This window comes from Paenibacillus sp. LBL, from assembly GCF_029893715.1.
In the GTDB taxonomy this organism is placed as follows: Bacteria; Bacillota; Bacilli; order Paenibacillales; family Paenibacillaceae; genus Paenibacillus_AQ; species Paenibacillus_AQ glucanolyticus.
In genome coordinates this window covers 157,610-181,835 of record NZ_JARXYU010000009.1, presented here as the reverse complement: position 1 = coordinate 181,835, position 24,226 = coordinate 157,610, and the positions used below count along the sequence as shown (strand labels likewise).

Below are 24,226 nucleotides of genomic sequence, written 5' to 3'. Positions count from 1 at the left end.
TCTAGCTTTTATTTTAAAAAAGCAGGGGAGCCTTCGAACATGTCTAAAACTATGTGAAGTATGACCGTTCTTACTTCTTTAACTCACTCGGGCTGACGCCGAAGTACTTTTTGAAGATTTTGCTAAAATGCTCCGGGGACTCATAGCCGACCCGCTCGGCAATCTCGTACCGGCGAAGATCCGTGTTCAGGATCAGAGACCTGCTCTCTTCCATCCGAAGCTTGACCACATACTCCCATAGGCTGCTGCCGGTATATTTTTTGAACAGATAACTTAAGTAGTTCGGGCTCACGTGATTGTTCTTGGCCACCTCATGTATCGTAAGTCCCTTCTGACGGTAATGATCCTCGATGTACTGCCTGGTATTCTCAACGATCCGGTTGCTCTGGCTCGAAAGCACCTCCTGCGACGTTTCATGGGCATAGTTGTGCCAATTGAAGTCCCCGTAATAAAACACATGAAAATCATGCAGCTGCTGGCTCCACAGCATCGCCTTATCCGCCTGACGGCTGAGCACGCTCAAAAATTCGGTCCCCCTCAGGATTTGGCTTATTCCCACGGTACAGCTCTGCTTCAGGTGCTGCTCCACGTGGTGGTGCAGGCTCCGGCCAATCATCTCCAGGTGATGGATCTTTCCGCCCGCATTCTCCTCCATTTCCTGTTCGCTCCATTGAAGGATGATGTTGATATCCCGCTCCGGCGAGTAGAACGCCAGGGTGTGCGGCTCCTGCTCCAGCAGCTCTTTGGCAATATTCAGCGTTGCGTATTGAATCAGGCGTATGTCTTGTGAGGAAAAAGAAGATTCGGTGCCTTGCTTCAGGGCAAGCTTCATCTTGATGACGGCAAAATAAGGACCGATCAAGCCGAGCTCCGACTCGTCGTGCAGATCGGCTAACTCTGACTGCTCCGGCTCGGTTGCAAGCCGCTGATTCAGCCGCTCCGTTCTCCCGGACGGAGGCTCATCCATCCGAAAATGCTCATTGTCCGCCATGAGAAACTGCTCTACCTGAGGTGCAGGTTTATCCAGCTTCAGCAGTACACTGCGAACCGAATCCAGAAACTGCTCGCTGTTCAGCGGTTTGATCAAATAATCCCTTGCCCCGAGCTGGAGCGCCCGCTGCGCGTATTGGAACGTTTCATGGGCTGAAATAATGATGGTCTGGACCCATGGCTTCACAATCTTGGCCTGCTGCATCAGCTCGATGCCGTTCATCTCACCCATCTGGATATCGGTGACCAGCAGATCAATATCTCCCATTCGTATGTAATCCAGCGCCTCCTGCCCGCTATAGGCCGTTGCAATGTCGTCTATGGCAAGCCCCGAAGACGTTAGCAGTCCCGCTAAGCCTTTGCATATCAACGGTTCGTCGTCTACCACCAAAATGTTGTACATCAGGAGACCTCCTGTTCGTTTAAGGTAATGGTTGTTGCTTCCATCCGGGGGATCGTAATGGTCACCCGGGTCCCCCCTTCATCTCTTGGTTCATATTGCAGTCCGTATCCACTTCCATAATGCAGCTGAATCCGCTCATGGATATTGCGGATGCCATAGCCCAGCGAATGATCCGGGGCTTCATCATACAGCAGCCTGCGGATGGATTCGTAATTGACCGGACGATAGCCGTTGTCCTCGATGACAATCCGGCAGTGTCCATCCTCCAGATGACCGGATATGCGGATGATTCCGTCCTCGCCCATATTTTTAATGCCGTGAATAATGGCATTCTCCAGCAGCGGCTGCAGCGTAATCTTCGGCACATGATTCACCAGCAAATCCTCCGGAACCTCCCAGTGGACCGCGAACTGGTAATCATAACGATTCAGCTGGAGATTAATATAAGCCCCCGCATGCTCAAGCTCTTCCCCAAGCGTAATGAGATCCCGGCCTCTGCTGAGACTGATCTTCATCAATTTGGACAGATCCTTGATCATTTCGGCAGACTCCGTATTCCCTTCCATCGTGCTCTTCCAGTAAATGCTCTCCAGCGTGTTGTACAGCAGATGAGGATTTATCTGCTGGTAGAGAAGCTGCAATTGCGCCTCCTTCTGCTTCAAATCCATACGGTATTTGTAATGGATCAGATCATTCAATCGGCGGGCCATGTCATAAATCGTGGAGATCAGGACACTGACCTCATCCTTTCTGCGCCGATACGGTGTTTCCGGCACAATGTTCCCCGGTTCATAGCGCCGTACAAAATGGGCCAGCTTCTGGAGCGGTGTCATCAACGACTGCCAGAAATAAAAGACGATGATTAGGCCCACAACAAAATAAGCGATGGAGATGACCTGGATGACCCGCTTCATCTCGCTTTGCTGGGCGAGCAGCGTTTTGACAGGAACCTTATAGACCAGCTTCTGCTGAAGCATATAGTTATAATCGATGACGTAGATGAAATCCGAGGTAATAACGTCCATGACGCCCATGGTAGAGCTGCCCGGATCAACCTCGGGCGGCAGCTCAAGCGTCCCCGCCAAGCCTTTTACCGATGAAGTCAAAATATTGTTGTTCCAGTCCGTCAAATAGAGCTCCCCGTCCGGTATGGATACCGTTGATAAGGACTCTCCGATCCGCGCATCCAGATTGGTAACAACCAGAACGCCGATGGTTCCGCCCTGATAAATATTGTTGACGGCCCGCACGTAGCTTAGGGTCTCTTGATCCTTGCGCCCTTGCACCGGGGGTGACAGATGCTCCATGCGCCGCAAATATCCGTTGCCCTTCATCGCCACGGCTTCATCAAACCAAGCCGGCTTCTCATTCTCGTCCGAGAAGAAATACACGCCTGCTTTTCTGCGTTCGGGGTAATAAGGAGCAAAAAAGTAACTGTTGTCGGGGTCATACACATAGAGAGAGTAATAAACCGGTTCGCGCTCATCCGTCTCCTGGGAGAAGGAAAACAGCATCTTTTCAAGGCGTTCATAGTTCTTCACCCGCTCCAGAACACTCCCCTCGGAAAAGGTGCCGAGCTGCTGGATCTGCGAGTTCTGAATGACTGTAGAGGTTACTTTGTTAACGGTTTCAATGTCCCGGTTGATGAGCTTGAAATTCTGTTTGTTCAGCTCGATATAGGCATTGGTCACATGGCGCTTCAGAATTTGACCAGCCATGGAATTCCCGTAGGCGTTGAGTGCAAACAACGGGATGACCAGCACCAGGAACAGCAGAATCATCTGCTGTTTAATATTCATGCGGCTTAGCGGATTTTTGAAGCGGTTCTTCATCTGCCCTTGCACCTCCGGCTTTTTCAAGCATATCAACAATCAAATGGAACCAGCGTAGTCATTCCTACGGAAATGATGCGTATTTTTACGATGAGATACGAAGTCTCAACTGGAAGTATTAGCCTCGGGGCATGTAATTTCCTGCTAGCTCGTCGGGGTTTGCAGGGGGCGTGGCTTCGGGGGGACAAAATTCAAAATGCCCCCATACGGGTCCGAGCGGACGGAATGGAGGCTTTTGTAACGGATATTTACTTGGAACTTTGCAACTCGATTCGATGCAAAAGGGAAATCCTTTGTGTCTATCAACAGATCGAATACGTTTAGGAGAATGTGGAGTTAAAACCATTGTGCGACGTTTCATTGTCGAGTGACAAGAACCCGGCATTCAAGCGATCCATCATACGGACGATGATCTTCCCCCCTTTCTCGGAGAACATTTTACCATCGCGCAGGCATCGCGCGGGACTCCGAATATGGGCGACTTCGCCTAAGGAGACCGTTCGCCTCCATTCTTACTGGGCCGTTAAAATCAGTGGTCCATCCGGCGTAATTGCAATCGTATGCTCATATTGCGCCGACAACTTGCCGTCGGCCGTTCTCGCCGTCCACTGATCGTCGTCAATCGTGATATGGAACGTACCTTCGTTGATCATCGGTTCGATGGTAAACACCATGCCTTCCTTTAGCCGGATGCCTTTGCCAGCTACGCCGATATGCACGTAGTTAGGCTCCTCGTGCAGGCTCCGCCCGATCCCGTGAGCCAGCAGATCACGCACGACCGAATACCCATTCGCTTCCGCATGCTGTTGTATCGCCGACGTTATGTCACCGAGCCGGCCCCCTGGGATAGCCCGGGCGATCCCCAGATCCAGGCATTCCTTGGTCACCTTCATTAATTTTTGCGCTTCCGGCCGGATATTGCCCACCGCATAACAATGGCAGGAATCGCCGAACCATCCGCCATATTCCACGACGATGTCGAGCTTCAGCAAGTCGCCATCCATAAGCACCCGGTTTGAAGGAATGCCGTGGGCCACCACATCGTTGACCGAAGTGCAGGTTTCGGCGGGGAAACCGTTGTACCCCTTCGTAAACTGCTTGCCGCCCAGCTTGGTGATGTGTCTGGCAACAAAGTCATTGATCTCCCGGGTGGTGATCCCAGGCTCAATCAGCTTGGTCACCTCGCGGTAGCAGTCCGCAACGATTTGGCTCGCCGGCTTCATCTCTTCGATTTCCCTACGTGATTTTAAGATAACCATCTTTTGTTTATTCGCTCCTTATCCATTTTATAATTTTAATAACCGGGCGATATCCCTGGCCTCTTCGTGCAGCTTTCCGCGGCGCAGCGAAAGCGAGGCGCAGCCGACCAAAGCGGCCAGCAGCATCTCCGCGTGCTGCAGCAGATCCTGCGGCTCCGCAGCGTTTCCGCCGGAAGCGGCTGCCCCGTCCGCCGCATGCCCGCTTCTCAGCAGCGCGGCAAGCGGCGTGAGCACCTCCCGGCGAAAGGCAGCCAAGAGCGGGATTGAGCGCCCTTCAGGCAGCGCGGCAAAGCCCTCACCGGCCAGCTTATGCAGCAGGTACAGGGCGTGGTCCTCCGCCCAAAGCTGCAGCAGCCGGACGCCAGCGGCAGCGACGGGGCCAAGCTCTGCGGCCGTTACACGGCTTCCGCTTCGGGAACCCGCGGCAGCCGAGTTCCCGGTATCCGCCGCAGCAGCCCAGCAGAAATGCCCGTCCGCCGGTGCCATCCCCGCATCTGAATCGTGTGGAGCTTCCATCGGAACCTCCAGCCATTCCCCGGCCCGATCCAACGCGTCCCACAGCAGATCGTGGAGCAGATCGCCCTTATTGCTGTAATAATGATATACCGTGCCATAGCCGAGTCCCGCCTGTGCGGCTACATCGCGGATTTCCAGTAAAGGTCCTTTATTCAAAAAAACATCGGCAGCCGCTTTCCGAATTTGCGCCAGACGCCGCAGCCGGATCTCTTCGTTTTGCTCCTTCGTGCGTGGAGTCATCTTCTCCGTTCACCTCTTTTATTTTTGACCTACTATTATGTCAATATAAAACATCGGCTGGCGAATAACAAGAGGCGAACCGGAAGATTTCCGGCTCAAACCTGAAAACGGTGTCTGGCCAGCGGGTAGCCCGAGCTGAGGTTAAGCACTTTATTTCAGATCTTTTTACCAGGCGTTACGCTGCAATGCCAGCAGTCCACTCATTTCATCCTAAGCTGCCGCCATATCCCCTCTACCCATAACTGCCCAGGGACTGAACCAGCATATCCGAGATCATGGCAGCAGCCCCGGTCTTCTCGATGGCGATCGACATCGGAACGCCAATCAGTACGAAACACCGGCCTGAATGAACTCATATGAATAACATCACACTGCTGCCGGATCGTCTTCATCCTATGTCTCAAAAAAGTTCCCATTAAAAAAGCTGAACCGGCTTGATTCAGCCGGTCCAGCTATTTATACGCATGAATATTACAAATTAATGAATGCCGTACGCAATTTGGAACTGTATTGAACATCAAAACCAAGACCGGATGCAATCACTGCGAGTGGAACGTAGGTTTTGTCTTCCTTCCCTACTTTTTGCAGGAAAGCTGGTGTATCAATCGGTACAGACTTTCCGTTGACCTGAACGGTTTTGGCACCGATCTTCACCACAACGGTCTGATCTCCGAAGGAGATCGTTGCACTGGACGTTTTATTTTCCCATTTTGTAGTCGCTCCAACTGCATTCACGATATCCTGAATAGCTACGTAGTTCAGATTGTCGCGAAGAATCGGCTTAAACGGTGTATTCAGCTCCTGTCCCTTCACGACGATGCGCATCGGCTGCCCCACCTCCTGAACAGGGGGTTTCTTATAGCTACCCCAGATCGTCTCTGCAAACACGCTGGCCATCGTCTCATATCCGTATTGGTTCGGATGAATATCATCTTTCAGGATATGGGTCATCGTCAGCTCAGAGCCCACGAACTTCTTGGCAACATGGGCAACTTTGATATCTACGCCCTGACTCGCAAATCCGTCAGCCACGCCTTCCACCAGCTCCGTGAATTCACCGGATGATGCGAGCAGTTTGGCGTATGCGACTTCGTCCGCGATTTTCGGTACCGGATTGTACTGGTCGGCCACTACAATCGCAGCATCCGGATTCATGGTATGCAGATTGGTAATTACAGCCGAAACATTGTCCGTGTACAGCTTGAACAGTTCCTGCATTTTCGCCTTCAACTGCTCGTCGCTTAAGGTTCCCACCGTGCTGACCAGACTCATCATATCATTCCCGCCGATAGTAATCGTGATCAGATCTGCGTCAGCGATGACAGGCTTGGCTTTCGCTGCTTCTGCTCCAATCTGCTTGGTGCGCGGGTCAATGCTGCTGAGACCGGGCTGTATTTCCTCTGCTGTAATGTTCCGTTCATCTGCAACGGCCTGGACATAATGGTTCAACCCGTCCGTCTTCAAACCGCCGATGCCCAAATTCGTCACTTCCGTTCGACCGTAGAACAATCCCTGCTCATACAGCCGATCAACAAAGCCATAGGGCTTGCTGTTCAGATCCATACCCGGCTCATACCCAACGGTCAGCGAGTCCCCCAGTGTTACGATACGATATGTATTCTTGGCTGTCACATCATCGGCAAAAGCTGGTGCAACGCCCGGTGCGACCAGTGCCACCGCGAGCGTCAAGGTGCCGGTTACTGCGGCCAGCCCCTTTTTCCATGGTTTAAACATGCCATCACTCCCTTAACATCATAAATCTGATTCAGCCTTATTTTACCACCACAAACCTGTGAATGGTACCGCCATCAGCTTCTTAATCGTGGTTTCATCAGCAGATAAGCAAACAAATAGCCTAACGATGCAACTCCAAACCAAGCAAATATCCCGGGCGTCCCCGTCAGATACAAGCTGGGCAGTATGGACCATCCAAACGCAATCAGTAGCAGCAATCGGTACGAATAGAACACTGCGATAAGTGCCACACAGCCTGGAAGAAAAAGCATGATAAAAGTATTTAAGGCAGGACTCAAGTTCGTGCCATCCGTATACGGATTGAAGAAAATAAGGATGAGCCAGAGCAATATGGAGCCCATACCTGAAGGTCCTGCAACAATATGTGAAGCCTTAAGCTTAAGCCTCAGCCGAACTCGCAACGCTCTTCCCCCATCCATGTCAATTGTAAACACCCGAACGCGACCCGCTCCATCATAAAAAAGAATGGACAGCCGCTCAAGTGCTGTCCATTCTCCGTTTGCCAACCTATGGTGATATTATGCACTCTCACAGCAAATGTTTCCTGAAGCGCTGTCAAACATCCTCACCTGATTCCTCAGGCTTATCCTTCTTGATCGTCTTATCCATATACTTATCGTACCGGCCATCAACTTCCTTAGCCATACTGCGGTATTTCTGGGTCTCCTCCACGATGGGATCGAGCTGGGTCTGAATTCGGATCTCATATTTCGGAGAAAGAAGCCGGCGCTCCTCTTTCTCCCGGTCCCTCTGCTGCATTTCACCTTCCGTCAACATCTCGCTGAGCTGGCGCTCCAAATTCTGATCTGATTTCTCATTCATCGCACGCATACTCCTTTATCAAGCGGTTGTATGTGACCTGCATTTTCTTTTGTTTGTTCCAGGGGTTAACGGACTGATGCTTCGCCCGCATCTTTTAGTGTATCCAGAAACCTCTGATGGATCAGCCCGTTCGTTGCTGCCAAATGACGTACCGACAGATCGTAAGGACGCCCCTCCGTATCAGTCACCTTGCCACCGGACTCCTGAACCAGCAAGGCACCCGCCGCAACGTCCCAGACACTCAAGCCGTGCTCCCAGTATCCACTGAGCCGGCCCGCCGCAACATAAGCCAGATGAAGCGCTGCGGAACCGCCGGCTCTCACATTGCGTACCTTCGGCAAAAGCGCCTGAAGCTCTGCCATATTCAGCGGCAAGTTGACCGTGCTGTCAAGAGGAAAGCCTGTGGCAAGCAAGCTGTCCGATAACTGCTCTTCCTTGGAAACATAGGTAGGATTGCCGTGAACGTAGGCTCCTTTTCCTTTTTCCGCAACAAATAATTCATCCCGGGAAGGGTCATATATGACACCGACGATGACTTCGCCATGGTGAGCCAGTGCAATGGACACGGAGTAAAAAGGGAATCCATGCACGTAATTCGTCGTTCCGTCAACAGGATCAATGATCCAGAGATACTCTTCGTCTTTTGCATCATCCAAAGCCTTCGCATAGGCTTCGGTGCCGGGAGCAACCCCTTCCTCTCCAAGAATCGCATGGTCTGGAAAATGGGTCAGAATCAGCTTACGGATCATCTGCTCCGCACCTTTGTCCACCTCGGTTACGATATCCTGCGCGGACGTCTTCGTGCTGAGCTGTTTCACGGTACCCAGCTTGCTCTCAATCCATTCACCCGCTTTCGCGGCACAATTAATCGCTACAGCGGTGTAGCTTTTACTGCTGACAACATAAGGAATCTTTTCGTTCTCATTCAAAGCGCTCACTCTACTTTCTATATAAATCTAGTGATTTTGGCAATCCCTACATCCTATTCAATTAGTACGGGAACGAAAGGGCAGCGTCTCAAAAAATCCGCCCTATTTCAATAAAAGTCCGTCCTATGCTGTGCACCTGAATGCTTGGCGAGAACGAACTTTTTTATCCAATACGATAGCTTGAGGAGAATCTGTGTTCCGTACTTCCAACGTAACCCAAAATCCATCAACTTGCAAGTCATAACAGGCTCGTCTCATGGTTTTAGGCATTTACTTCGATGGACGCCCCGTCCAGAATCGTTACACCCTCTCCCGCATAATCTCCCAAATCCTTCATCAGACCAAACAAGGCGCCATCCTTCATCTTGGCTTCAATCATAACGTCCACCTTCGGCGTAGCGCCCGCAATCTTCCGTAAAAATGCCAGCAAAGGCACAACGTCCACCCCGTCTGCATGGCTTCGGATATCTGTAGGGCTTTTGGGACTGGACACATGAATCTTCGGCGGCAGCGGTTGTATCGGCTCAGAGCCTTCTTGAGCCAGCGGCGTCTCCCAGGTGCGGAGAATGGCCGGCCACAGCTCCCAAGGCGCCTCACCATCATTATTGACCCACTGATGATGGATATCCAGCACCATCGGCAGCCCGGTCTGCTGGCATACCGCCAGCGTCTCCTGTGCGGTAAAGGTTTTATCATCATTCTCAAGTGTCAGACGTTCCTTGATGCTCTGATCAAGCGCATGAAAGTGCTCAACGAATCGGGCTGAAGCGCTGGGCTTGTCCCCGTAGGCGCCGCCGATATGGATGTTGTTTTTCATGGAAGCAGGCAAACCCATCGCCTTCAGCATATGGACGTGTGACTCCAGGTCCCGAATGGAATTAATCAACACTTCAGGTCGAGGCGTGCTCAGCACCGTGAAATGATCCGGATGAAACGACACCCGCATCTCATGCTTCTTCACAAACTCCCCGATGGCCTGGAAGCCCTCCTTCAGCGCCGGGAAAGGGTTCCAATCATGCATATCATTGTGCGTGGCAAGCGGAATCAGCTTGGACGAGAAACGGTACACCTTGATATCATGGGCCAGATTATGTCTCAATAACCGAAGGGTATTATGTAAATTCTCGTTCGCGATCCGCTCCAGTTTGTGTATGCCGGCCTCACGGTCATCCAGCTTCGTAAAACTCTTCATGGTCATTGTCTTGGAGGGAGAAGCGTTCTGCACAACCGTGGACATGGCTACATAACCGAAACGGACAATCATGCATGGTCTCCGAAGAACATCTCATGAGCGAGCGCGGTCTGAACGCGTGCTTCCTCATCCGTCAATTTGCGGATCAGCTGCAGCTCAACCGAGGTCACCTCACGACCCTGGAAGTTAATCTCCGATACACATGCCGTAATCAGGACAATCGCTACCGCCTGGTTATCCGGCGTATAGGCGATGACCTTCTGTCCTGTCGGAAACACCCTCAGTCCGTCCTTCAGCATTTTGCCGCGGCCGTATTCCAGCAGCTCGTAAAGCTCCTGCTCACTCTTAAACTTACAAACGGAATTGAACTCGGTTTGAAATCCCATATCACGAATCTTCCTTTCATCCCAAAATATTAGACTCAAGGGGAGCCGTGATGAATAGCGCGGACTCCCCCTGGTCAATCGTATCCTATTGTAAAACGGCTAGCTTATGTCTGGTTCTCATAAATCAAGGATTGCTTGCGGTTGTACCGCTCAAGCCCCAGCTCAATCATCCGGTCGAGCAGCTCGCGGTAGGAAACGCCTGTCTCCCGCCATAGAAGGGGATACATGCTGAACGGCGTAAAGCCGGGCATCGTATTCACTTCATTGATCAGAATCGCGCCGTCGGAGCGGCGTACAAAGAAGTCCGCGCGAGTGATTCCGCCGCCTTCAATCGCTTTGAACGCGTTAATCGCGAGCTCGCGCAGGCGATCAGCCACATCCGGCTCGATCTCCGCCGGGATTTGCATCTGTGACTGTCCGTCCGTATATTTGGCCGCATAGTCATAGTATTCACTGGAAGACACGATTTCACCCGGAACGGATGCCATCGGCTCATCATTGCCGAGCACGCTGACCTCCACTTCACGGGCATCCACAAACTCTTCCACGATGATCTTGTCATCGAACCGGAGGGCGGATTCAATTGCCGACTTGAGCTGCTCCCGGTTCTTCGCCTTGGAGATGCCGACGCTGGAGCCGAGGTTAGCCGGCTTGACGAAGCTTGGGAAACCGAGTTTGTCCTCGATGTCCTTAAGCACGTCGTACTGCCCCTGTTCCCACTGCGTGCGATTGAAGTAACAATATTCACATTGCGGTAATCCCGCTTGGGCGAACAGCTTCTTCATCACGACTTTATCCATGCCTGCAGCCGATGCAAGCACGCCGGTGCCTACGTAAGGAATGTCCGCCATTTCGAACAATCCCTGAATGGTCCCGTCCTCGCCAAACGTTCCGTGCAGCAGCGGAAACATAATGTCCACTGCCTGATTTTCTTGACCATACAGCCTGCTGAACACAGCGTTCAGAGCCGTCTGCGTCCCTTCCCCTTCGGCCAGCTTCAAATCCTCCAGTTGGCTAAACGGAGCTGATAGCTTGCTCCCGATTCTCCAGGTTCCCTGCTTCGAAATATAAAAAGGAATCATTTCGTATTTATCAAAATCAAAAGCGTTCATGACTGCAAATGCCGTGGAAAGCGACACCTCATGCTCGCCAGATTTTCCCCCGTATACCAAGCCAACCGTTAATTTATCCTGTTCCATGTTTACCTCTCTCTTGTCCGTATTGCAGCATGACATGCTGTCATCTTAAAAATAATCGGGTATATGGTAAAACCGATACTCGGTGTTGTCGTTCCATGCGTAGGAATCCCGGTAGTCCCAGTAGCGATGACGGCTTGATACCGTATGAGCATTGACCAGCGGCATACCGCCAGCATCAAATGCCGTCACAATGGTGCTGTGCTGAAACGCCCCATCACCGTCCCAATCATACACGATGACATCCCCAAGCATCAGCTGCTCAGGCCGTTCTACCCGCTCGGCTCGCAGTCCCGAGGTACTGGAGTTCAAATAATGCGCGAAGCTGTTCGAAACCGCCCAGCTGTAACTCCACCATTCCCGTTTGCTTACATACCCCTTGTACCACCATCCCGTTTCTCTTTTACCAGTATAGAGGATTGGGGCTTTACCTGCAAAGAGGCACTGGGAGATATAATTGGTGCAATCCACGTCAAATTCTTCAAACTCCGGATTGCCGGAATCCCACCACCTGTCGGCATAAGCAGCAGCGGCTTCACGCTCGTATCGACCGGACCGCGGACTGCTGCCAGCCGAGTAAACACGACCATTCATGAATGGAGTGGACGGTTCTCTTCCAGCCGAGTCCTGGCCTGTGAACGAAGCATCGGTTCTTTGCAAGGGATGGCGTTCGTCCTGCAGACGTTCAATGCCAACGATCAGCCAGGCTTCCCCATCACGGATCAGCGTCAGCCGCTCCCGTGACACCGTGTCCTCACGGTGCGTCATGCCTCTTTTCTCATAATAGAACACGCTATGAAGCCTTACATCGGCAACAACGTCATCCTCCGTCTCTCTGAGTACACGCTGGAGCCGTGCACGAGTCTCGCTCTTTAGCGGGGTTGCTTCGCGCAACTCGTACCATGACTGCAGTCGGAACTGCCTTTCTCCTCTCTCTACCAGGAAATTCAGATCTGCTACAATTTGCTCTTTCAGGCCTGAAGAATAGTCCACGCGATTTTGGTTATATTGATTGACGTAAATATATAAAGCTTGCTTCCATGGCTTCTCTGCTTGCTTCAGACTGTTCATCTTCTCTCCTCCTCTGACCTTGCCTTTCACGCAGTTCCCTATCACACTATATGAAGCAAATCTTCAGGCTATGAACTTCGGTAAAGAGAATACAGAAACACTGAATCAGGGCAGCCGTGTCAGCTTAAAAAACGGGCGAATTTTCACGGTTTTGAAATACGTTTCTTCTATAAAAAATGCTTTACGCGGCGAGTTGAAAACGTTATACTTAAGTTAGTTAATTTATGAAATTAGGTTTCATCTAGTGAAACCACAAAAGGTTTAACTCAGATCGTCATAATAAGATCAAATGAAATGACTCAAGGAGGTTCATCTATGCCAGCAAAGGATCAATTCTCCATCTCTCGCAACCTAGAGGTGGGCGGTAAAAATTACCGTTATTTCAGCCTGCAGGCGCTCGAAGAGCAAGGATACGGAAGTGTATCCAAGCTTCCTTTCTCCATTCGGGTACTGCTGGAAGCGGCCGTACGTCAATTTGACGGACGCGCCATTACCGAGGATCATGTAAAACTTTTGTCCACGTGGAATGAAGCACGCGACAACAACAAGGAAATTCCGTTCATCCCTGCCCGTATCGTATTGCAGGACTTCACCGGTGTTCCGGTTGTCGTGGATCTTGCAGCCATGCGCGACACCGTTAAAAAATCCGGCGGCGACCCGAAACAGATCAACCCTCTCGTTCCGGTCGATCTCGTTATCGACCATTCCGTCATGGTTGACGCTTTTGGTACCGACCAAGCGCTTGAATATAATATGAAGGTTGAATTTGAGCGTAACGAAGAGCGTTACCGCTTCCTCCGCTGGGCTCAAACGGCGTTCAACAACTTCCGCGCGGTTCCTCCCGGAACAGGTATCGTTCACCAGGTTAACCTGGAGTACCTGGCTTCCGTAGCAGCTACGAAGACAGTTGACGGCGAAACCCTCGTCTTCCCTGATTCCCTCGTAGGCACCGATTCCCATACAACCATGATCAACGGTCTTGGTGTAGTGGGCTGGGGTGTAGGCGGCATCGAGGCAGAAGCCGGAATGCTCGGCCAACCGCTTTATTTTGTAACACCTGAAGTTATCGGTTTCAAACTGACAGGCAGCCTGTCAGAAGGCGCAACGGCGACCGACCTTGCCCTCACTGTAACCGAGCTTCTTCGCAAAAAAGGCGTAGTGGGCAAATTCGTGGAATTCTACGGTCCTGGTCTTGCCAACATCAGTCTGGCTGACCGTGCAACCGTTGCGAACATGGCACCGGAATACGGCGCTACCATCGGTTTCTTCCCGGTTGATAGCGAGACGTTGGCTTACCTGCGCAACACCGGCCGCACCGATGAGCAGGTTGAACTCGTGGAGAGCTACTATAAAGCACAAAACATGTTCCGTACGGCTGACACGCAGGACCCTGAGTTCTCCGATGTAATCGAATTGGATCTCGCTTCGGTTGTACCGAGCTTGGCTGGTCCGAAGCGTCCACAAGACCGCATTGAACTGACCAACATGAAGCAGAACTTTAACGACATCATCCGTACACCGATTGATAAAGGCGGCTACGGGCTCAGCGATGACAAAATCGCGGAAACCGTTAAGGTCAGTCATAAAGACGGCTCTACCAGCGAAATGGGCACAGGTGCAGTTGTTATCGCAGCCATCACGAGCTGTACGAATACATCTAACCCAAGCGTTATGCTGGGTGCAGGTCTCCTGGCCAAGAAAGCGGTTGAACGCGGTCTGAAGAAACCTGGTTATGTGAAGAGCAGCTTGACTCCAGGCTCCCTTGTCGTAACCGACTACCTTGAGAAGTCCAACCTTCTGCACTACCTGGAAGCTCTCGGCTTCTATGTTGCAGGCTATGGCTGCGCAACTTGCATCGGTAACTCCGGTCCATTGCCGGACGAAGTAAGCGAAGCGATTACCGATAACGACATGACGGTAGCTGCCGTATTGTCCGGTAACCGTAACTTCGAAGGACGTGTGCATGCTCAGGTCAAAGCCAACTACCTGGCCTCACCGCCACTGGTTGTTGCTTACGCTCTGGCAGGTACCGTGAACATCGACCTGCAGAACGATCCGATCGGCTACGATCCAAACAATGAGCCAGTTTACTTGAAAGACATCTGGCCAACCAGTGCTGAAATCCGTGAAGCCATTGGTCAGTCCCTTAGCGCTGACGCTTTCCGTGAAAAATACGAGAATGTGTTCACAGCGAACGAGCGTTGGAACAAGATTCCTGTTCCTGAAGGCGAATTGTATGAGTGGGATGATCAATCCACGTACATTCAGAACCCGCCGTTCTTTGAAAGCCTGGGCAACGGTCTGAACGACATTCAGGATATCAAGGAAGCGCGTGTGCTGGCTCTCTTGGGTGATTCCGTTACAACGGACCACATCTCACCAGCCGGTAACATTGCACCGTCCAGTCCTGCAGGCAAATATCTGAGCGATCACAAAGTGGAACGCAAAGACTTCAACTCCTACGGCTCCCGTCGCGGTAACCACGAAGTCATGATGCGCGGTACCTTCGCTAACATCCGCATCCGTAACCAGGTAGCTCCAGGTACGGAAGGCGGCGTAACCACATACTTGCCGACTGAAGAAGTCATGTCCATCTATGATGCATCCATGAATTATCAAGCAGGCGGACAGAACCTAATTGTTATTGCAGGTAAAGAATACGGTACAGGAAGCTCCCGTGACTGGGCGGCAAAAGGTACGTATTTGCTCGGAGTCAAAGCTGTACTGGCTGAGAGCTTCGAGCGTATTCACCGCTCCAACCTCGTAGGCATGGGTGTGCTTCCGCTCCAGTTCCAGGAAGGTCATGGCTGGAAGAGCCTTGCGCTGAACGGCCGGGAAACATTTGATATCCTGGGTCTCAGCAACGATGTGAAACCAGGTCAAGAATTGACGGTTGTTGTTACACGCGAAGACGGTACTCAATTCGAGTTCCAAGCTATCGCTCGTCTCGACAGCATGGTGGACGTGGACTACTACCACAATGGAGGTATCCTCCAAACGGTACTTCGTCAAATGATCGCATCGAACCAATAAGACAATTCATCTAGGCGCTTTAGCCTTAGGAACAAATCCCCATCATCCGCTAATGGATGATGGGGATTTTTCATTTCACAGTACTTTTTTCCTGAATATTGGAAATTCCGTTTCGAATGATGCCGGAAAGGTTAAATGGTAGAAAACATTCCGGAAATCCATATCTAGGAGGATCGTACCTATGATCAAAATACATACGATGGCTTCGTTCCATTATCAATATCAACGGCCGCAGCCGGTGACGGCTCCGAAGAAAGAGGATTCGACAGATAAACCCGTCACATTTCAAGAGATTCTGAATCAAAAGATCAAAGAGAAGAATATCAAGCTGAGATAAGTACGCTCTCTTGTTAAATTACACATCGAGCAATGAAAACACGAGGACCGCCTTCCAATCCCAAGATTGTGAAGACAGTCCTCGTTTTTTTCGTTTATGAAAAACTGCGGATTGACCTTTACACCATCCGTTCCAACTGTTATACTACATAGATAACAGTTACAACGAATGCGGAGGTTCTCTTATGATTATCCAACTGGATATGCAGTCCGATGTCCCCATATACAACCAGTTAATGAATCAGATTATCGAAGGCATTGCCAGCGGCAGCCTTAAGCCCGGCGATCCCCTGCCCTCGGTTCGCAGCATGGCATCCGACATCGGGATCAATCTCCACACCGTTAACAAAGCGTACACGCTGCTGAAGCAGGAAGGCTTTATTCAGATACACAGGCAAAAAGGCGTGGTGATACAGCCGGATACCATGCCGGGCATTACCCCCGAATATCAGGATAAACGCAATGCCTATCTAAAACCTATCATTGCTGAAGCCATCTGCAGGGGCTTATCCGAAGAACAGTTGCTTCAGATCGTACGAGATATGCATAATGAGATCACCCAGACTGGGGAGGAGAATGTGTAATGGTTATGATATCAGCCTCGATTCTAGTATTTATGATTATTCCGATTATTGTACTGCTTGCCTTTATGCCTTATTACACCAGGGAAACAGTTAGCTTTGGAGTATCGGTGAGTGAAGAAATGTTCCACAGCGAAGCCCTTCGCAGGCTGCGGAAGCAGTTTGCTTCCATCAGCTGCGGTATTTATGCCCTTATCTTGATCGCCTGTCTGATCGGATTGTTATCGATTGGGAACACAGGGTTCGAATGGCTTATTGTCGGCTCCATCACGGCAATCGTCATTGCTTCACTTGCCCTGAACCTGACCTTTCATTTCAAAATGAAAGGGATCAAGGCCACTCTTCCCCCTGCGACAACCGGACGCCAGGTCGTGGCAATCGATACCAACTTCAGAAGGCAGAAGCTTGTCCTCTCTAACCGCTGGTTTATCATTCATGCCGTCATTACCATCATCAGCACCGTCTGGATTTTCCAATACTATGACCAGATCCCAGATACCATTCCCATGAAATTTGATTTTCAAGGCAGCGTGATCAACTATGCGGACAAATCATGGGGTGTAGTCCTGCTGCCCAACATTATGCAAGTATTCATGATCCTCATCTTCATGTTGATCAATTGGTCCATCCTAAACAGCAAACAGCAGATCGATCCGGGAGATCCGGCGGGCTCCTCAGCGCGCAACGCCATCTTCCGCCGCCGTTGGTCCTTCTTCAATACGATGGCTGGTCTGCTGCTTGTGCTGATGTTCTCCTTGATCCAGCTCAACATGATCGAACAGCTGAATCCCGAATTGCTGCTGGTCATCAGCTTAGCCATACCGTTGGTGATTGTCCTCGGTGCAGTGGTGTTATCCTTCACAACAGGTCAAGGCGGAAGCCGGCTGAAGAGAGATCCCAACACTCCGCACTCCACTCATAGTGCCAATGACGATAAGTATTGGAAGCTCGGCTCCGTCTATTTTAATCCGCAGGACCCTGCTCTCTTTGTGGAAAAAAGATTTAGCGTTGGCTGGACCATCAACGTAGCAAGTCCGTTAGCCTGGCTATTCCTTGCAGTTCCGATCGTGATTGCCCTGCTGACCATGCTCCTGGTTTAATTTAATCCCCTTACTTCATCATCCAGAATGAAAAAAGAGATGGCCCTGGTCTAAACTCAGGTGTCATCTCTTTGTATATTTGCAAGGGCTCCCGGCAAAACCCTGCACATCTTATCGCCATGCATCCTTCCACTCTCCGTTTAAGCTTTTTCATCATATAAGAGTAACGTTTATCCATGATATCCTCAGAATACAGACCGCCTGTAGCGGACATTTTTCTTCTCAGAGATAAGGATGGGGAGTCTTTGAAGTTTACGCTTTCTCATCTCATGTAAAATAACCGGGCAGCTGTATCACTCGGAGCTGCCCGGTCATTCAATAACTTATAGTGATGCTGTCCGCAACTCCGAAATAGAATGAATTAAATCATCATTCCCATTTCCCGCGCTGCTTCCATCAGGACGGGCGCATGTTCACGAAGTGTATCCGCCGGGAGGCGGGTGACCGGCCCTGACATCGACAGCGCGGCCGCCACTTGACCGTTCCGGTCAAAAATCGGCACCGATACAGCGGCAGCTCCAGGCTCACGCTCTTCAATGCTGATGGCGTACCCCTTCTCCAGAATTTCGGCGAGCTGCTGCCGGTACACGTCCCGATCAACAGACTCTGGCCAATCTGCCGCATTCAGCAGCTCCTCCTGATCTGCCGCAGGCGCAAAGGCCACCAGCACCTTGCTGGAAGCGCCTACCGACAGTGGCAGTCTTACTCCCACCTGGGCGACCCGCCGGATGCCCTGGTTACTCTGCACCGCCTGGATGCGAAGCCGATCGGCGCCATCCCGCAGATACAAGCTGACGGTTTCCCCCAGCCGGTCCCGCAGCGCTTCCATCGCGGGAAGAAGGCGAATGGCAGGATCATCGCTCTGGGACAGATGCATTGACAGCTCCCATATTTTAAGGCCGAGCCGGTATTTCTCCGTCTCTTTGTTCCGCACCACAAATCCTTGGTCTTCCAGCGTTGTAAGCAGTCGATGGACCGTGCTTTTATGCAACCCGATAAGGGAGGCTATCTCCGTCAGAGCAAGCTCATTATTTTTCGTAAAGCACATCAATATATCAAGTGCCCGCTCTACAGCACGTACCGTTAATTTTCGGTCTTCCATCCCGACCTGCTCCTCTCGTGTTTCATTGTATGAAACCTGGTTACAATAATTATATGAGAATTATTCTCAAAAGTAAACCATTCGCACCGGGACTTTACATTTGTCTTACAATCTATTGATTTGCATTGACTTTATAGGCCACCGGGCATACGATTATTATAAATTTCGATATTTTCACTTTAACGAAAAAAAATCCGACTATATGGTAAGGAGGGGCCACTTATGAGTACAACAACTGGTAGTAATGCCCCACTCTCCCAATTGAATGACACGCCAGCCGAGCTGTCGACAGGCCTGGTTCGTTTTAAGCATATTATATTAGCGTTGTTGTTATCTGTCGTTTTTTTTCTGGTTTTCTGTTTTATTGCACTGCATGCCTATATTGCTTGGGTACTGTCGAATCCGACGGTTGCTCCGCTCTATTCCAATCCCAAACTCGCTAAAGATATGAATTACGAGAATGTCACATTCCACTCGATTGATGGTAAACGGAATATTAACGGGTGGTATATACCGGCAGAGAATTCCTCCAAAACCATCGTGCTGAGCCACGGCTACGGCGCCAACCGGGAGGAAACCTGGGTTCCTATGTACGATATCGCCCATTACGCGCACAACATGAATTTTAATGTGCTGATGTTTGATTACGGCTTTGCGTCCCAGACCAGCAAGGAAGTGGCGACCGGCGGCAAGGAAGAGAAACGGCAGCTTCTCGGTGCCATTGAGCATGTGAAACAACGAGGCGCGAAGCAGATTGTCGTCTGGGGTTTCTCCATGGGTGCCGGTACTGCTCTCCAGGCGGGGCTTGAGACCAAAGATGTGGACGCCATGATCCTGGACAGTGCATTTTTGCTCGAGCCGGACACGCTTTACCACAATATCCATAACCAGATTAATCTTCCGCGGCATCCATCTCTGGAGATTCTGGAGCTGCTCTTCCCGGTCCTCAACGGCACAAGTCTGGATCAGATCCCTTACAACGAAGTGAAGAAGCATGACTATCCGTTCCCGACCTTGTTCATTCACGGAACGAAAGACGATAAGGCGCCTTACCCGATCGCCGAGAAAATTGCGTCCAATCAGAGTCATGCGGATTCGGATTCCTGGATCGTAGAAGATGCCCATCATGAACTTATCTTCCGTGAGCATCCTAAAGAATATTTACGCAGAGTATCAACCTTCCTCGGCAAACTTGAAACACCGGAAGGACCGTGACGTTCCGGATAATAGCATTCATTGCGAGATGCCGCAGCTCCATACTATGTTCCAACCCCCTACTGCCTGGAGCAGTGAGGGGATTTTATTTTTTCCACATAATACAGGCTGCAAAATGAATATAGTGAGTTTAGTGAAGCTGATACTGGAGGGAACGGACATGTTATTTCATTATGGAGCGAAACTCCCGGTACGATTATTGGAGGAAATTCGCTATTGGAAACATCAGGAAAGGAAACATACCGGGCTGATTAAAGCCGTAGTTCCTGATCTGGAACCGGTCTACGTTCAGATGCTGGATCAGTGGGCCCTCGTATTTGCCGATACAGAAAAAGTCGCTGACGAACTTCTGCGCCACATTCTCAGCAACCATGCGCCTCCTTCACCTCAAGTGCTGGCCCAGGTAGAGCAGCTGCTTCGAGCCTCCTGCGAGCAATCCAGAGAGTTCATCCGCCAGCTGCACGGACTGAAGGAGAATAGCGAAGCCGTTCAGAAGGTACCGCTTGCCGGTACGGTTGTACATCACGTCATCCGGGAGTCCGAGTATTTCCTGAACGCACTGGAGACCCTCAACTCCGCTGGAGCATTGGAGCGATTCATGGATATGCCGCAACAATCCATGACGCTTCATGAGGCCTCGTCCCCTCCACCATCTCTCTCAGAGGCTGAGCTATCCATTCAAGGCATGGGCGACAGCGGTCAGGCCGTCCCGATTGGTGGACACCGCCTCCCCCCTCTCCCTTACGCTTATGATGCGCTTGAGCCTTACATTGATGAAAAGACAATGCGGATTCATCATGACATTCACCATAAGAGCTATGTCGACGGCTTGAACAAAGCGGAGAAGAAATTGGAGGAAGCCCGAAAAAGCGGAGATTTCGAACTCGTGAAACATTGGGAACGCGAGCTGGCCTTCAATGGTGCCGGCCATTATCTGCACACGATCTTCTGGAATATTATGAACCCTCGGGGCGGCGGCGAACCGGGCGGGGAGCTTGCCCAGCAAATCAAGAATTATTTCGGCAGCTTCGATCGCTTTAAGAATCAATTTACCGAAGCAGCAGACAAGGTGGAAGGCGGCGGCTGGGCCATCCTCGTCTGGAGCCCGCGCAGCCATCGGCTTGAAATTTTACAGGCTGAGAAACACCAGAACCTGTCCCAATGGGATGTCGTCCCTCTCCTCACCCTGGATGTATGGGAGCATGCCTATTACCTCAAACATCAGAATAAACGGAAAGATTACATTAACGACTGGTGGAAAGTGGTCTACTGGCCAGAGGTTGCGGATCGCTTCAAACATGCCAGCAAGTTAAAATGGAAGCCGTTCTAAGCAAAATCCAGCTGGATTGCTTCGCAATGGTTAATATTGGGTATTAAGCTATAGCCCTCCTTACTTCGCTTCTGAAGTTTAGGGAGGGCTTATCCATTATTTCAGATAACCACGTTGTTAGGTCTTAATAACCATTACTCTGGTTATTTATTCGGTTGAAGTCTCCTATTTACTGGATTATGATAAAAAGAATGAATGAACATCTGGAAGGGATGAAATTGATATGCTTACCCGATTAGGGTGGAAAAAACCATTCATATTCCTTATGTTAACAATGGTTGTACTAGGGGGTTGTCAAAATATGAATTCAAATAAAAACAACAATACCTCAGGTATCACGGATGACATTACAAACCATGATGATGAATTAATGAGCCAAACCAGAGAAACTGCAATTCAATTCTTCAAGGAAGAATATGACCTGGAAGTTGAGATAACAAACCAAAAGAAAATGCCTACCTATGTCGCAGATGAGATTGATGTTGAAGGATATGTCATTGGACATAAAGATCAAACATTTAATATTTCTGTAAATTACAAAACCTTTCAAACCAAAAATTTTGTCATGAGTCCTGAACTAAAGAAGGTTATCCAATCTAAGAAGCAAAAATAATGAATTATGTTTGATGGAGGAACTCATCATGGTCAATGATGAAACATATAACATTTTATCCAGATTGGCATACAAGGATCTAAAAGAAGGCTCTCAAATTGAGGATCTTCCACAATGGGAGGTTTTAGAAAATACTAAAAGCTATAAGTTGTCAGGATTTGATGCTGTCACTTTTGTGAATAGAGATACTGGGGAAGCGGTCATTGCATACAGAGGGACAGAGGGAGAAACGCAGTTATCAGCATCTATACCTGATTATGTAAGTGATGTTGGAATTGGAATTGCGGAACTCAAAAGGAAAGCTGAAATTGAAAGACCATTTGAGGACCATCTAACCAAATTTGAGGATGCGGTTGGAATTAGCAGCATCAACGATGGGCTCGGCGAAACTTCAAGAAAGCTTGATAAGAATATGAATATTCTGGGTACCAATCAGATGTACCAGGCGGAAGACTACGCTAAAGAAATGCAGGAAAAACATAAAGATCTAAATTTTTCTCTGACAGGTCACTCACTCGGCGGTGCAAATGCACAATATGCTGCTGCTTATACAGGTATGACAGCTGTGACTTTTAGTGCCCCCTCTGTTATTGGGAGTCTGTCTCCGGAATTTAGAAGAAAAGCCGAGGATGGGGGGTTCGACTCCCAGATTATTAATTTTGCGCATCCAGGTGATATTATTGCCAGTGGCACTTTGGGAGGTTATGACGGCCACGTAGGCTCTACCTATTACATAGACTCTAGTTACCAAGATGCTAACGATGGGATTAGCATAAAACAAAAAATTGATAATACACTAGGGGGTCCGAATTATCATCAGCTTGAACGATATCAATTCGAGAATGGGTACATTTCCAACCCTCTGTATGACGGCAGCTCTGACAAGTCTATCGAGTCTCCCCGAGTCCCATCAGAAAGCATGCTCTTTGATGGGTTGAGGAACATGATACTTGGAACTGCAGGAGCCTTATCTCCATTCTTGGGCCTAAATAGAGATGCTGCAGGCAGTTCCTCCAGCACCATCCAGGTCACCCCTGCCGAGCTCCGAAGTGTGGCCGAGAAATGGAGAACACACGCCCAGCAAAGCGATGCCGAAGTTCAAGGAATCAGGCAGCGTCTCGCTAAGTATATGTATTCCAGTCACAGCAGACGCCTCCAGCCGATTGTACAGCAACTGGATGCATCCATCATGTCGATGAGCCAGTGGCATTTGCAGCATACCACGGATATTGTTCAGTACATTAAATTCAAGGCTGATCTATTTGAGCGGACAGACAACATCGGGTAAACATCTATAAGAAGTGACCGGGAGGGAAACATATGAGTCGAGAAATTTTGCTGGAACTTGATGATTTGCTTCAAGCAGAACGTGAGCTGTCGGGACTGCTGGCCGCCATCCAGGCTGACGAACAGGAAGCGAAGGTCATGTACGCCCGTCTGCAGGATTGGAAAGGCCAGTCAGCCCATGTTTTACGGGAGCAGATCGAAGCCTTCTTCCTGGAAATGTCCCGCCGGATCAAGGATATCGAGGAACACAAAAGCAACCTCACCCAGTATGTACAATATATGAAACAGGTAGATGGCGCATCATAGGTCCTCATGCTCATCTTGAAGTATTTAAAATATCCATTCATCATACAGCAAAAAAAGGCTTCGCCTCCGTGGGCGAAGCCTTTTTCCATTATCCTCATTCTTAGTCTTTGATCAAAGACAGGAATTCCGAACGCTGCGCGGAATCGCTCCGGAAGCTTCCGCGGACAGCTGACGTTACAGTCTTGCTGCCTGGCTTCTTCACGCCGCGCGCGCACATGCACAGATGCTCGCCTTCCACAACGACCATGACACCGTTTGGCTCCAGCGCCTCGACCATAATATCCGCGATTTGCGAGGTGATGCGCTCCTGTACCTGAAGCCGGCGGGTAACCGCCTCTACCAGGCGTGCCAGCTTGCTCAGGCCAGCGATTTTGCCGCTTGGGACATAACCGATATGAACTTTACCGAAGAACGGCGCCATATGGTGCTCACACTGACTGTAATAGACGATATCCTTTACAATAACCAGTTCCTCGTGATTTTCGTCAAATGTAACGCCGAGAACATCCTTAGGATCGACTTCGTATCCCGCAAAAATCTCCTCGTACATCCGTGTCACGCGGGCCGGTGTCTCAAGCAGTCCCTCACGCTCGGTATCTTCACCGATCAGCTTCAAAATCTGCTCTACATGGTACTCGATCTGCTCTCGGTTTTCGCCTACTTTGTTATTTACATAATCTTTTACGCCCGCCACAGTACATCCCCCTTTCCGTCCCAAAAAAAAGCAAACGG

Annotated in this window: 23 protein-coding genes; 9 read left to right on the top strand and 14 right to left on the bottom strand. The window is 50.2% G+C overall.

Annotated elements, in window-relative coordinates:
• Positions 1-70 precede the first annotated feature (70 nt).
• The 12 genes from M2277_RS19600 to M2277_RS19545 form a co-directional block, all read right to left on the bottom strand.
• Positions 71-1,393 carry a response regulator gene (locus M2277_RS19600; protein WP_036638780.1) on the bottom strand — a complete coding sequence of 441 codons (1,323 nt, stop codon included), beginning with the start codon at positions 1,391-1,393 and terminating at the stop codon, positions 71-73.
• A complete protein-coding gene (locus M2277_RS19595) occupies positions 1,393-3,225 on the bottom strand; it encodes a cache domain-containing sensor histidine kinase (RefSeq protein ID WP_006208223.1) in 1,833 nt (610 codons plus the stop codon). The genes M2277_RS19600 and M2277_RS19595 overlap by 1 nt, the downstream gene beginning before the upstream one ends.
• Before the next feature lie 512 nt (positions 3,226-3,737).
• Entirely contained in the window at positions 3,738-4,484 is a 747-nt protein-coding gene (gene map, locus M2277_RS19590; protein WP_152824739.1) for a type I methionyl aminopeptidase, read from the bottom strand.
• A gap of 27 nt (positions 4,485-4,511) precedes the next feature.
• Positions 4,512-5,240 carry a TetR/AcrR family transcriptional regulator gene (locus M2277_RS19585; protein ID WP_280755396.1) on the bottom strand — a complete coding sequence of 243 codons (729 nt, stop codon included), beginning with the start codon at positions 5,238-5,240 and terminating at the stop codon, positions 4,512-4,514.
• A 471-nt stretch (positions 5,241-5,711) separates the two neighbouring features.
• Positions 5,712-6,974 carry an SGNH/GDSL hydrolase family protein gene (locus tag M2277_RS19580; protein WP_006208220.1) on the bottom strand — a complete coding sequence of 421 codons (1,263 nt, stop codon included), beginning with the start codon at positions 6,972-6,974 and terminating at the stop codon, positions 5,712-5,714.
• 74 nt (positions 6,975-7,048) lie between these two features.
• Positions 7,049-7,396, bottom strand: coding sequence for a hypothetical protein (locus M2277_RS19575; protein WP_280755395.1), 348 nt, complete (start codon positions 7,394-7,396; stop codon positions 7,049-7,051).
• Between the two features lie 154 nt (positions 7,397-7,550).
• Positions 7,551-7,817, bottom strand: a complete 267-nt coding sequence (locus tag M2277_RS19570; protein ID WP_006208218.1) for a hypothetical protein — start codon at positions 7,815-7,817, stop codon at positions 7,551-7,553.
• 65 nt (positions 7,818-7,882) lie between these two features.
• Positions 7,883-8,746, bottom strand: a complete 864-nt coding sequence (locus tag M2277_RS19565; protein ID WP_006208217.1) for an inositol monophosphatase family protein — start codon at positions 8,744-8,746, stop codon at positions 7,883-7,885.
• A 262-nt stretch (positions 8,747-9,008) separates the two neighbouring features.
• The gene (uvsE, locus tag M2277_RS19560; RefSeq protein ID WP_280755394.1) at positions 9,009-10,010 is read right to left on the bottom strand and encodes a UV DNA damage repair endonuclease UvsE; all 1,002 of its coding nucleotides are present in this window, start codon (positions 10,008-10,010) and stop codon (positions 9,009-9,011) included.
• Positions 10,007-10,324, bottom strand: a complete 318-nt coding sequence (locus M2277_RS19555) for a hypothetical protein (RefSeq protein WP_006208215.1) — start codon at positions 10,322-10,324, stop codon at positions 10,007-10,009. The genes uvsE and M2277_RS19555 overlap by 4 nt, the downstream gene beginning before the upstream one ends.
• Positions 10,325-10,428: 104 nt before the next feature.
• Positions 10,429-11,523: a D-alanine--D-alanine ligase gene (locus M2277_RS19550; RefSeq protein ID WP_280755393.1), complete on the bottom strand. Its 1,095-nt coding sequence runs from the start codon at positions 11,521-11,523 to the stop codon at positions 10,429-10,431.
• A 45-nt stretch (positions 11,524-11,568) separates the two neighbouring features.
• On the bottom strand, positions 11,569-12,591 hold the full coding sequence (locus M2277_RS19545) for an amidase domain-containing protein (RefSeq protein WP_036638768.1): 1,023 nt from the start codon (positions 12,589-12,591) through the stop codon (positions 11,569-11,571).
• Between the two features lie 315 nt (positions 12,592-12,906).
• Here M2277_RS19545 and acnA point away from each other — a divergent pair, with 315 nt between their 5' ends.
• The 4 genes from acnA (at position 12,907) to M2277_RS19525 (ending at position 17,641) form a co-directional block, all read left to right on the top strand.
• The gene (gene acnA, locus M2277_RS19540; RefSeq protein WP_006208212.1) at positions 12,907-15,624 is read left to right on the top strand and encodes an aconitate hydratase AcnA; all 2,718 of its coding nucleotides are present in this window, start codon (positions 12,907-12,909) and stop codon (positions 15,622-15,624) included.
• Positions 15,625-15,805: 181 nt separating this feature from the next.
• Complete coding sequence (locus M2277_RS19535; protein ID WP_006208211.1) at positions 15,806-15,961, top strand: hypothetical protein; 156 nt, start codon at positions 15,806-15,808, stop codon at positions 15,959-15,961.
• Positions 15,962-16,145: 184 nt separating this feature from the next.
• The gene (locus M2277_RS19530) at positions 16,146-16,544 is read left to right on the top strand and encodes a GntR family transcriptional regulator (protein WP_006208209.1); all 399 of its coding nucleotides are present in this window, start codon (positions 16,146-16,148) and stop codon (positions 16,542-16,544) included.
• The gene (locus M2277_RS19525; RefSeq protein WP_280755392.1) at positions 16,544-17,641 is read left to right on the top strand and encodes a DUF1648 domain-containing protein; all 1,098 of its coding nucleotides are present in this window, start codon (positions 16,544-16,546) and stop codon (positions 17,639-17,641) included. Before M2277_RS19530 ends, M2277_RS19525 begins: the two co-directional genes overlap by 1 nt.
• Before the next feature lie 361 nt (positions 17,642-18,002).
• Here the strand turns inward: M2277_RS19525 and M2277_RS19520 are convergent, their stop codons facing one another.
• The gene (locus M2277_RS19520) at positions 18,003-18,743 is read right to left on the bottom strand and encodes an IclR family transcriptional regulator (RefSeq protein ID WP_148248194.1); all 741 of its coding nucleotides are present in this window, start codon (positions 18,741-18,743) and stop codon (positions 18,003-18,005) included.
• A 222-nt stretch (positions 18,744-18,965) separates the two neighbouring features.
• Between M2277_RS19520 and M2277_RS19515 the strand changes: the two genes are divergently transcribed.
• From M2277_RS19515 to M2277_RS19495, 5 genes are all read left to right on the top strand, one after another.
• On the top strand, positions 18,966-19,958 hold the full coding sequence (locus tag M2277_RS19515; protein WP_006208206.1) for an alpha/beta hydrolase: 993 nt from the start codon (positions 18,966-18,968) through the stop codon (positions 19,956-19,958).
• 160 nt (positions 19,959-20,118) lie between these two features.
• Positions 20,119-21,288, top strand: coding sequence for a Fe-Mn family superoxide dismutase (locus M2277_RS19510; RefSeq protein WP_006208205.1), 1,170 nt, complete (start codon positions 20,119-20,121; stop codon positions 21,286-21,288).
• Between the two features lie 301 nt (positions 21,289-21,589).
• On the top strand, positions 21,590-21,901 hold the full coding sequence (locus tag M2277_RS19505; protein ID WP_006208204.1) for a hypothetical protein: 312 nt from the start codon (positions 21,590-21,592) through the stop codon (positions 21,899-21,901).
• 28 nt (positions 21,902-21,929) lie between these two features.
• Positions 21,930-23,189: a Tle-like phospholipase domain-containing protein gene (locus M2277_RS19500; protein WP_280755391.1), complete on the top strand. Its 1,260-nt coding sequence runs from the start codon at positions 21,930-21,932 to the stop codon at positions 23,187-23,189.
• Between the two features lie 32 nt (positions 23,190-23,221).
• Complete coding sequence (locus M2277_RS19495; RefSeq protein WP_006208202.1) at positions 23,222-23,494, top strand: hypothetical protein; 273 nt, start codon at positions 23,222-23,224, stop codon at positions 23,492-23,494.
• 100 nt (positions 23,495-23,594) lie between these two features.
• Here the strand turns inward: M2277_RS19495 and folE are convergent, their stop codons facing one another.
• Complete coding sequence (gene folE, locus M2277_RS19490; RefSeq protein WP_006208201.1) at positions 23,595-24,188, bottom strand: GTP cyclohydrolase I FolE; 594 nt, start codon at positions 24,186-24,188, stop codon at positions 23,595-23,597.
• Positions 24,189-24,226 lie beyond the last annotated feature (38 nt).

Coding starts and splice junctions, on each gene's coding strand:
- M2277_RS19600 (WP_036638780.1), bottom strand. CDS start 1,393: ATGTACAACATTTTGGTGGTAGACGACGAACCGTTGATATGCAAAGGC.
- M2277_RS19595 (WP_006208223.1), bottom strand. CDS start 3,225: ATGAAGAACCGCTTCAAAAATCCGCTAAGCCGCATGAATATTAAACAG.
- map (WP_152824739.1), bottom strand. CDS start 4,484: ATGGTTATCTTAAAATCACGTAGGGAAATCGAAGAGATGAAGCCGGCG.
- M2277_RS19585 (WP_280755396.1), bottom strand. CDS start 5,240: ATGACTCCACGCACGAAGGAGCAAAACGAAGAGATCCGGCTGCGGCGT.
- M2277_RS19580 (WP_006208220.1), bottom strand. CDS start 6,974: ATGTTTAAACCATGGAAAAAGGGGCTGGCCGCAGTAACCGGCACCTTG.
- M2277_RS19570 (WP_006208218.1), bottom strand. CDS start 7,817: ATGAATGAGAAATCAGATCAGAATTTGGAGCGCCAGCTCAGCGAGATG.
- uvsE (WP_280755394.1), bottom strand. CDS start 10,010: ATGATTGTCCGTTTCGGTTATGTAGCCATGTCCACGGTTGTGCAGAAC.
- M2277_RS19555 (WP_006208215.1), bottom strand. CDS start 10,324: ATGGGATTTCAAACCGAGTTCAATTCCGTTTGTAAGTTTAAGAGTGAG.
- M2277_RS19550 (WP_280755393.1), bottom strand. CDS start 11,523: ATGGAACAGGATAAATTAACGGTTGGCTTGGTATACGGGGGAAAATCT.
- M2277_RS19545 (WP_036638768.1), bottom strand. CDS start 12,591: ATGAACAGTCTGAAGCAAGCAGAGAAGCCATGGAAGCAAGCTTTATAT.
- acnA (WP_006208212.1), top strand. CDS start 12,907: ATGCCAGCAAAGGATCAATTCTCCATCTCTCGCAACCTAGAGGTGGGC.
- M2277_RS19535 (WP_006208211.1), top strand. CDS start 15,806: ATGATCAAAATACATACGATGGCTTCGTTCCATTATCAATATCAACGG.
- M2277_RS19530 (WP_006208209.1), top strand. CDS start 16,146: ATGATTATCCAACTGGATATGCAGTCCGATGTCCCCATATACAACCAG.
- M2277_RS19525 (WP_280755392.1), top strand. CDS start 16,544: ATGGTTATGATATCAGCCTCGATTCTAGTATTTATGATTATTCCGATT.
- M2277_RS19520 (WP_148248194.1), bottom strand. CDS start 18,743: ATGGAAGACCGAAAATTAACGGTACGTGCTGTAGAGCGGGCACTTGAT.
- M2277_RS19515 (WP_006208206.1), top strand. CDS start 18,966: ATGAGTACAACAACTGGTAGTAATGCCCCACTCTCCCAATTGAATGAC.
- M2277_RS19510 (WP_006208205.1), top strand. CDS start 20,119: ATGTTATTTCATTATGGAGCGAAACTCCCGGTACGATTATTGGAGGAA.
- M2277_RS19505 (WP_006208204.1), top strand. CDS start 21,590: ATGAATTCAAATAAAAACAACAATACCTCAGGTATCACGGATGACATT.
- M2277_RS19500 (WP_280755391.1), top strand. CDS start 21,930: ATGGTCAATGATGAAACATATAACATTTTATCCAGATTGGCATACAAG.
- M2277_RS19495 (WP_006208202.1), top strand. CDS start 23,222: ATGAGTCGAGAAATTTTGCTGGAACTTGATGATTTGCTTCAAGCAGAA.